The 8,692-nt window shown below is 50.4% G+C and carries 8 protein-coding genes; 5 read left to right on the forward strand and 3 right to left on the reverse strand.

The features are described 5' to 3' along the window. Positions 1–409 precede the first annotated feature (409 nt). The 3 genes from ABFD83_02370 (at position 410) to ABFD83_02380 (ending at position 3,980) form a co-directional block, all read left to right on the forward strand. Complete coding sequence (locus ABFD83_02370) at positions 410–2,182, forward strand: phosphoenolpyruvate carboxykinase (GTP) (protein MEN6355911.1); 1,773 nt, start codon at positions 410–412, stop codon at positions 2,180–2,182. 180 nt (positions 2,183–2,362) lie between these two features. Next, the gene (locus tag ABFD83_02375) at positions 2,363–2,719 is read left to right on the forward strand and encodes an STAS domain-containing protein (protein MEN6355912.1); all 357 of its coding nucleotides are present in this window, start codon (positions 2,363–2,365) and stop codon (positions 2,717–2,719) included. Between the two features lie 127 nt (positions 2,720–2,846). Next, positions 2,847–3,980: a Fic family protein gene (locus tag ABFD83_02380; protein MEN6355913.1), complete on the forward strand. Its 1,134-nt coding sequence runs from the start codon at positions 2,847–2,849 to the stop codon at positions 3,978–3,980. Between the two features lie 11 nt (positions 3,981–3,991). Here ABFD83_02380 and ABFD83_02385 read toward each other — a convergent pair whose 3' ends face one another. Together ABFD83_02385 and ABFD83_02390 are read right to left on the reverse strand one after the other, a co-directional pair. Continuing rightward, complete coding sequence (locus ABFD83_02385) at positions 3,992–4,522, reverse strand: NUDIX hydrolase (protein MEN6355914.1); 531 nt, start codon at positions 4,520–4,522, stop codon at positions 3,992–3,994. A gap of 11 nt (positions 4,523–4,533) precedes the next feature. Next, positions 4,534–5,541: a nucleoid-associated protein gene (locus tag ABFD83_02390; GenBank protein MEN6355915.1), complete on the reverse strand. Its 1,008-nt coding sequence runs from the start codon at positions 5,539–5,541 to the stop codon at positions 4,534–4,536. Positions 5,542–5,635: 94 nt separating this feature from the next. On the opposite strand from ABFD83_02390, the gene ABFD83_02395 reads away from it, so the two are divergent. Both ABFD83_02395 and ABFD83_02400 read left to right on the forward strand, forming a co-directional pair. Continuing rightward, positions 5,636–6,556: a PD-(D/E)XK nuclease family protein gene (locus tag ABFD83_02395; GenBank protein MEN6355916.1), complete on the forward strand. Its 921-nt coding sequence runs from the start codon at positions 5,636–5,638 to the stop codon at positions 6,554–6,556. Further along, a complete protein-coding gene (locus ABFD83_02400; protein ID MEN6355917.1) occupies positions 6,532–7,509 on the forward strand; it encodes an endonuclease/exonuclease/phosphatase family protein in 978 nt (325 codons plus the stop codon). Before ABFD83_02395 ends, ABFD83_02400 begins: the two co-directional genes overlap by 25 nt. A 39-nt stretch (positions 7,510–7,548) precedes the next feature. Here the strand turns inward: ABFD83_02400 and ABFD83_02405 are convergent, their stop codons facing one another. Continuing rightward, positions 7,549–8,451: a DUF2330 domain-containing protein gene (locus tag ABFD83_02405; protein ID MEN6355918.1), complete on the reverse strand. Its 903-nt coding sequence runs from the start codon at positions 8,449–8,451 to the stop codon at positions 7,549–7,551. Between the last annotated feature and the right edge of the window lie 241 nt (positions 8,452–8,692).

Genomic DNA, 8,692 nt, shown 5'->3' on the forward strand with positions numbered 1-8,692 from the left:
GCTGGCATGATTGTGGCTCGCCTCCTTTATTTTCTCACAAAAATGAATTCGGCGTTGACCGTCCATTTTCATGCCAGCAGCCTCATCTTTTACCTATTAAAATTCCGTAGATTTGACACGCACCCTGTTATGGCTATTGACTTTACTGTTTAATAAATCTACAATACAAGCAAGTCCAAAATCACTAAAGTGGCGACCTACGGGTTGCCTGGCGCGGCGGTTACGGGCTCTCTGGACAATATGTAGTCTGGTCAAGACATTGACCTCCGTTGGTTTGGTGGCGAGAGCAGGAATTGCAGTATAGCTCTTCCGTTACTATCGCAGAAACCTATGGAGAGAGAGGCCGAATGATACCCGCTTCGGGTGGTCATTCGGTTTTTTTGCATTTGCCGCGGGAAGGGTTATAGTCATGATCCGCAACAAAGAAGCTGCAAGATGGGTCGACGAGATGGCTGCTTTATGCAAGCCGGATAAAGTCGTCTGGATCGATGGATCGGAGCAGGAGAAGCAGCGACTGACGCAGGAGGCGCTTGAAACAGGCGAACTCTATAAGCTCAACGAAAAGGAGTTGCCCGGGTGCGTGCTGCACCGCACCGCCGAGAATGATGTCGCCCGCACAGAGCACCTTACATTTATTTGCTCCCGCAAAGAAGAAGACGCAGGCCCGACCAACAACTGGATGGACCCGCAGGAGGCTTATTCCAAGGTCGGGGAGATGTTCGACGGCTCAATGAAGGGCCGCACGATGTATGTCATCCCGTTTATTATGGGCACTGCCGGTTCACCGTTCCGCAAAATCGGGATCGAGCTGACCGACAGCATCTACGTGGTCCTCAACATGCGCATCATGACCCGCATGGGTCAGGTCGCAATCGATGACCTTGGTGAAAATGAAGAGTTTACAAAATGCCTGCACTCAAAAGGCGAGCTTGATATAAACAGACGCTATATACTGCACTTCCCGGAAGATAACACCATCTGGAGCTACGGCTCGGGATATGGCGGCAACGTCCTGCTGGGCAAAAAGTGCCTGTCATTGAGGATCGCCAGCTATATGGGGCTGCATGAGGGCTGGATGGCCGAGCATATGCTCATCGTCGGGATTCAAAGCCCGGACGGTGAGATCAACTATATCGCGGCGGCGTTTCCGAGCGCTTGCGGCAAGACAAACCTGGCAATGCTCATCCCGCCGGAGAGCATGCCCGGCTACAGAGTTTGGACGGTCGGCGACGACATCGCCTGGATCAGGATCGGCCCTGACGGACGGCTGTGGGCGGTAAACCCCGAGGCCGGTTTCTTTGGAGTGGCTCCCGGCACGAGCATGAAGACAAATCCGAACGCCATGCTTACGGCAAAGAAAAATTCCGTTTTTACGAACGTCCTGCTCACACCGGAAGACACTGTCTGGTGGGAGGGAATGGACGATACCCCGCCTGAAGAGGGGATCGACTGGCGAGGCCAGCCATGGACCCCGGCAAGTGACGGCAAAGGCGCTCACCCGAATGCCCGGTTTACGGCTCCGGCATCACAGTGCCCTGTGATCTCGCCGGAGTGGGAGAACCCGCAGGGAGTGCCGCTGTCGGCAATTCTCTTTGGCGGCAGACGCGCCAAGCTGGCCCCATTGGTATATGAATCGTTCAACTGGCAGCACGGCACGTTTGTCGGCGCGACCATGGCCAGTGAGACCACAGCAGCCGCGACCGGCGCAGTCGGGGTAGTTCGTCGCGACCCGATGGCTATGCTGCCGTTCTGCGGATATAACATGGGCAAATATTTTAAGCATTGGCTTGATATGGGCCAAAAGATTTCGCGCCCGCCCAAAATATTCCATGTCAACTGGTATAAGAAAGATGAAGACGGAGAATTTCTCTGGCCCGGCTTTGGCGAGAATCTGCGGGCAATCGAGTGGATTATCAAACGCTGCAAAGGTGAGGCTGATGCAAAGGAAACACCTATTGGGTACGTTCCGACTGTGGATGCGCTGAATCTCGATGGTCTGGATATTTCCCGCGAGGTCATGGACAAACTGCTCGAGGTAGATTGTGACGCATGGCTTGGAGAGCTCGGCGGAATGCAGAAGTTCTTCGATCAGTTCGGTTATGATCTGCCGGAAGAGTTCATGGATGAGCAGCAGGAACTCAGCAAAAGATTGGGACGCTGTGAAGCTAAGATAACTGCTTAGCGTCCTAATTCGGCAGCGGTTTTAGCATAGCCGCCGCAAGCCTTTAGGGTCAGGATTTGAGAATGACATCGTGAAAATTGGGTGGGCAATATTGCTCACCCAATTTTTGTATTTAAGCGTTTCATACGCCACAGACATTGGTAGGATACAACTGTAGACATGTCATGAAAGGCCCATTCAATGGACGCTGAAGTAATAAAAGACACACAGGTAATCGTTCGTGTGAGCGGAGATGTTGAGCTGCCGAATGTCGACAAGCTGAGAAAAGCAATCGAGAGCGCCGCTATGGCATCTTCCAAAGGCTTCGTGATCGACATGAGCGACGTCCATTATATAGACAGCGCGGGTATTTCTGCGCTGGTCTTTGCGTATCGACGTGTGTGCCCGTCCGGCGGCAGACTGGCGCTTGTTATTGCCGACAAAAATGTCCGCAGAATCGTAACCCTCACCCATCTTCATACTCTGCCGGGCATATCTTTGCACGAGGATGTTAATGAGGCTAAGATTGCTCTCAAAGCTGAGCTAGCCGGTCGCTAGGCGCCTAATTTACTCTACTCTATCTTTACATTTCGAACCCGCAAATGTAAAGTTGTCGGTGCAACTTTACATTTGGCAGCGTATAACGTAAAATATCTCCAATATGATTACATAGGTGGAGATAAAAATGAGCAGAGGCAACTTTGTAGCTGGCACATTCATCCAACAATACAAATATCGAAGCTTCAAACCCTCGTTAATAAACAGGCCTTTTGACTGGGAAGACAAAAGGATCGATATGCTTCTGGAAGAGTCAAACAGGTACCTCGGTGAGTTGAATGCATATTCTACCTTAATACCTGATGTTGATTTCTTCATACACATGCACATTCTAAAAGAAGCCACTAAGTCCAGCAAAATAGAAGGCACTCAGACTGCTATTGAAGAGGCGGTTGTTTCTGCTGAAGAGGTTTTACCAGAACGCAGGGATGATTGGAAAGAGATTCAAAACTATACCAGCGCGATGAACTATGCAATAGACAGGCTAAAGTATCTGCCTTTATCTGTTAGGTTACTTCAAGAAACTCATGCTGTCTTGCTCGACAGCGTCAGAGGGGAACACAAGAATCCAGGCGAACTTAGAAGAAGCCAGAACTGGATAGGTGGTTCAAGTCCTTCTGATGCATTCTTTGTTCCGCCACATCATGATGATTTGCCAACTTTGCTTGCTGACCTTGAAGAGTTCTGGCACAATGACCAATTCAACGTCCCGGAGCTTATTAAGATTGCCCTCAGCCATTACCAGTTCGAGACAATTCATCCGTTTTTGGACGGCAACGGCAGAATTGGACGTTTGCTGATAACGCTGCACTTATTGTCAAAGGGTATTCTGGACAAACCTACACTATATTTGTCCGATTTCTTCGAGAAACATAAGGCATCATACTACGACGCGCTTACCATGGTACGCCAGACAAATGATATTCAGCAATGGGTCAGGTTCTTCCTGGTGGGAGTTAAAAGTGTAGCACAGAACAGTAAAGATACTCTCAAGCAAATTGTTGCACTTAGAGTAGTAACTGAAAGAAAGCTGTTGGACACAGGCAAGCGGCTGCAAAAGTGTCAGGAAATGTTGAAGTTTCTTTACTCAAACCCAATTGTAACAAGCAAAGACATTCAAAGACATATGAACATAACGCATCCAACAGCAAATGAGTTGTTAAAAGCATTCATAAAACGCGGTGTGCTCACCGAAACCGAAAAACCATTCAGAAGCAGAGCATTTTGTTTCGTGCAATACTTGGATCTGTTCAAGTCATAATGTCGAAACGTTTAACGTATCTTCTGAGCCATCATGATCCCGCAGATAGTCTTGGCGTCCTTGATGCCTCCTGAGCGTATCAGTTCCACAGCATCATCTATGCTAACCTCGACGATATCTATAAACTCATCATCCTCAGGGCGCGCCTGGATCTTTTCAAGATTTTCGGCCAGAAACATATGCAGCATCTCGCTGGAATAGCCCGGGGCAAGGTATGAGCAGAATAGGGGGGTGAGCTTGCCCGCCTTGTAGCCTATCTCCTCTTCCAGCTCACGGGACACACAGTGCACAGGCTCCTCGTTTGCTTCAAGCGTCCCGGCGGGCAGCTCAAGCAGGATTTCACCCGCCGCCTGCCTGAACTGCCTGACCATAACGATCCTGTCGCTGTCGAGCATCGGCACGGCAGCCACAGCCCCTCTGTGAACCACAACCTCGCGGGTCGATTGCCTGCCGCTCGGCAGCCGAACAGTGTCCACTCTCAGCTTAATCAACCGCCCTTCAAATGCTATTCGGCTGTCTATTGTCTCTTCTTTTAACTCCATTTGCCTTATTCCTACTTCTGTTGAAACTTTCTGGTCTCGATAACAACCCTTGTCCTGCGGTCGGGGGTCTTGGGAAGGACCTGGACCACGTCGTCGATTGCATCGCTCGGGCCACTGATCTGGACGCCGTCGTCGCACATGTAAGTCGTCTTACGGGCTGTGCGCTCCGCCCATGCGCGGTCTGGTGTAAACGTGGTCTCGGTTAGTCCTTTATCGAGCAGCCTGCCGATATACTCCTCGCGCTGCCTGTCGTCCTTTATAGCCTCTGCGGCTATTGCTTCTACATCCATCTCCTCGGTCTGAGCGAGGGTTCGCACGGCGTTGCGTAGCTGAGTCGCTTCTTCTTCTTCAAGCGCCTCTTCGTTCTGCGTGATCCATTTCTCGGTCTCTTTTACCACAAGCTGGGTCATCTCACGCGGGGTCGCGACTTCAGTCGCTTCCAAAAATGCTTCCAGCCACATTTGAGTTGTCTCAGAGTCCTCGTCTTTGGAGGCGGGCTGGTTTCGCATTATTACGTCGTAGCGGGTCTCATCATCGTAAGGCCGAACGATGGCATAGCGTAAAAGCTGGCGGGTCGGGTCGGGCAGAATCTGAAGCTGCTCGAAATCTCCTCCGCCGCGCTTTACGAACGCCTTTACCGGGTCCATCTTGAGCAGCGCCAGGTAACGGTCCTCTGTATCGAGATCGGTAAAGAGGGCGATGGCGAGAAACGCCTGCACCTGGGACGACTTTTCCATCTGATGGCCGAACCACATGCCTATCACTTTGCACTGCTCCACAAATGTATCGGGGGCCTCGATAATATGAGCGGCGCATGTGGAAATAGTGGTCTCAGAGCTGTTGAACTTGGCTGTCTTAGCGCTCGATGATTTGACGCAGTTGCGTATGTGCTCCTCAAAAAAGTGCCGCAGACCCTCGGAAAGGGTCTCTTCCTTCTCGGCGATATCCGGCTCGTCCGAGAGATTGTTTATTCCATGGATGACAAGGCGATTAAGTTCAATCGCTTCGATTGATTGCATTAACATGAACCTCCAATTATTGACCAATACCTCTTCAACGCGCGCAGAGCCTTTCCCTTGCAGGATAGAGAGAAGAAATGAATAAGTAGGAGATATGGAAAGTTGGCAGCCATCAAATCTATCGTGGTCGTTTTCCCGCAAGACTCACTTCGACTCCTGCCGCCGCCACTATTTCTTTCACAGGTTCTGGGGGCAGGACCCAAAGGCCAGGTGGCGTCTCTTTGAGATGCGCAACCTCACCACTCTCACTATGCTTCGCGGGCAGATCGTCCACAGCGTGATCGCGAGAGCTTTGCGGTCTATTCAATATGACCAAAAGATAGACGCAAGGCTGGCGCGCGAGGCCGTGACATCGCTTATCCGCGAAAGATACGCAGAATCCGCAAAGCGCCTGTGGCATATTGACAATCGCCCACCGGGCAGAAAAGCGTCGAGCATTACCAGTCTGCTCGAACACTATTATTCATTTCCCAATATGAACGAGCGCGCAAGAGACGCTCAGCAGTCGGCATGGGCATGCGTGACGAACCTCATCGAGTCCGATTTCTGGAGCGAGATAGCAGGCGGCGACCCGAAGCAGTGGATAGAAATAGAAGAGGAGAGCTTCCCATCTTTCGATCTGGATGGAATACAAGTCTACTGCACCATTGACTTTGCTCATTCAAACGGCTTACCCACGATCATAGACTGGAAGACGGGCAGCCCGAATCCTGCCGACCGCAAACAGCTCACACTCTACAGCCTATATGCTCAGCGCAAATGGGAGTGGGACCCGCAGCAGACCAGACTTGCAGCGGTATATCTTAATCCCGAGCTTAATGTTGATTCGTTTTCGCCTACTGACGAAGAGATCGAAAACGTAAAGGCGGAGGTCAAAGAGAGTTTCAATCAAATGGTGAACCTGGAGCCCACCTTCGGCCCCGCGGATATCGAGCAGTTTCCGATGACCGGCGGGCCGTCTGACTGCGCCTGGTGCAGGTTCCAGGGAATATGCAAAAAGGGCAAGCTTTCATGATCAATCCCGGCAAGATCAGCTTGATAGCTTGGATAGCTGCTGTCTTTTCTATCGTCTGGATCACTCTGCTTGCCTTTGCGGAGTTCATCGTAGGCGAAAGACATGGGCTGTCAGCATTAATAACATACATGCCGCAGCTTCCACTCGGAATACCGATCTTCATATCACTGGCTCTAAGCATACGCGCTGGAAAACGAAGAGTTATTCTGCTCAATATAGTGATAATGATCGTGTTTGTGGTTGTGTTTATGGGTTTCAATTTTGGGTTCGGCAAGCACGCGGACTCGGCTCAGATATGCGTGATGACTTGGAACGTGCATGGTGGGATCAATAATGCCCAAAACGTGCTGTCGGTAATCGAGCAAAATTCTCCGGACGCCGTATTTTTACAGGAAGTCGATGATTTTAGCCCACTTATTATCGGGCTTAAGGCAAACGGCTGGAATGTTGTTAAAGCATACGATGTTGCCGTTGCATCCAGGCATGCTCTGGCATCTCCAAGCACTTTTCTCTTGCTTCCGGATTCGGGCAGAAGAGCTCTGGTGACAAAAATGAGCGCACCCGGCGGATGGCTGAATCTGGTGTGCGTCCACTTTGGATCCGACGTTTCAGGCGCTCCTCAAAGTCGTTCCAAGACTCACCTGTGCGGAAACATCGAGTCCAGATCGGTTCAGGTCAGGAATTTGATCGAGAAAACTAAAAAGAGCCGCACTATTATTGCCGGCGATTTCAACATGCCGCCAAGAGGAGTAGTGTATTACAGACTCGCCAGGCGGTTTCCAAACACATCCGCTGCCGAACTCGGTCTGGGCTATACCTATCCGTCACGCTTCCCGCTGCTTCGCATCGACCACATTCTCACTACGCCTGACCTGCACCCCATGTCATGTAAAACGGTAACGACAAGAGCATCGGACCACTTGCCTGTTGTCGCCCGTATAGCGCTTAACTGACATAGATTCTATGCAAGGGTAACTAAGACAGGTGTTGACTCAATTGGGAATTACCCACTTAATGTCCTGCTTGCATTCTTTTGGCAATACAAAACAGTTGAGCGGGTATACATGCAGCTTCTTAGAGCTTATTTTTGCAAGTGTTGGGTAACTTTTTTGACCAGCTTTGAGTACTGCGGATTCGTAAACTGTTGAGGGATAAATCGGCCCGGGCGAGCCGATAACCGGAATGCTCTTTTGTCCGGGCTCAATTTCCGTGCTCGGCATCACCAGATAGACCAGGATATCGAACTGCTTCGGGTTTGCCGATGAGAGTTTCATCGGGTATATCGGCTGCCTGCAGGAGAATTTCAGTTTGAGCGGTGCAAGTGTGCCTGTGCTCAGCCCTTTGGCTGATGCAGGAATCTTAATCCTGCAGGCGACAAACGTCCACCCATGCTTCACATAATCCCTTATAGGCTCAATCGCCTTATCCGGCAGGTGATACTTATTTGCCTTCAGCCACTTCATGAGTGCTTTGCCGTCCCTGGCGGAGAGTACGCTCACATCATATGCGCCGACTGTCTTGCGCTCGATCACAGTGACAGCGGGTGACGGCTTCGCACTGGCTATTGTCCCTCTGCCGAAAACGCGCGTCTTTGGTATGGTAAGCTCCATAAGCTCGTGAAAAATCGCGCCCTTCACAATCTCGACTTTCGGCCTGGATGGAACCGGGACTACCCATGCAAAATTGCTAGTCGGTCCTTCGTAGCTCGGGCTTATAATGAGTTGCTCCCTGCCTTTACTATAAAAGACCACTGCCTTTTGCTCCGGCTCGTTAATCATGGACTTTTCACGAAGCTGCTTCCAAGTCGCTTCGTCGATTATCATCATTCCATCTGCCAGAGCAATAGCGTTTGAGAACAAGAACAAAAACACAACCGCGTATACGATTTTTCTCATGTTGGTCTCCTTGGCATCGCAAGATCGAGTAAACGCATCCGGTAATAATCACAGATTACTCGTCCGCCCGGAACCTTGTCAACTATGCGCAAATTCAGCACGAATTTATCTCTAAGAGGCAATTGCGTTATCTGTAACTGATCTCAATTCTGTTGATTCAAAGAAAGTAAAAGCCCCAAGCAGTGAGCGTGGCAAGTATTCAATGTGCGGAAAAAGTAAAAAATCTACCCCAATAAAAGCA

The organism is Armatimonadota bacterium, assembly GCA_039679645.1.
Lineage (GTDB): Bacteria > Armatimonadota > UBA5829 > UBA5829 > UBA5829 > UBA5829.

Coding starts and splice junctions, on each gene's coding strand:
- ABFD83_02385 (MEN6355914.1), bottom strand. CDS start 4,522: ATGGAGTTAAAAGAAGAGACAATAGACAGCCGAATAGCATTTGAAGGG.
- ABFD83_02375 (MEN6355912.1), top strand. CDS start 2,363: ATGGACGCTGAAGTAATAAAAGACACACAGGTAATCGTTCGTGTGAGC.
- ABFD83_02405 (MEN6355918.1), bottom strand. CDS start 8,451: ATGAGAAAAATCGTATACGCGGTTGTGTTTTTGTTCTTGTTCTCAAAC.
- ABFD83_02380 (MEN6355913.1), top strand. CDS start 2,847: ATGAGCAGAGGCAACTTTGTAGCTGGCACATTCATCCAACAATACAAA.
- ABFD83_02395 (MEN6355916.1), top strand. CDS start 5,636: ATGGAAAGTTGGCAGCCATCAAATCTATCGTGGTCGTTTTCCCGCAAG.
- ABFD83_02370 (MEN6355911.1), top strand. CDS start 410: ATGATCCGCAACAAAGAAGCTGCAAGATGGGTCGACGAGATGGCTGCT.
- ABFD83_02390 (MEN6355915.1), bottom strand. CDS start 5,541: ATGCAATCAATCGAAGCGATTGAACTTAATCGCCTTGTCATCCATGGA.
- ABFD83_02400 (MEN6355917.1), top strand. CDS start 6,532: ATGCAAAAAGGGCAAGCTTTCATGATCAATCCCGGCAAGATCAGCTTG.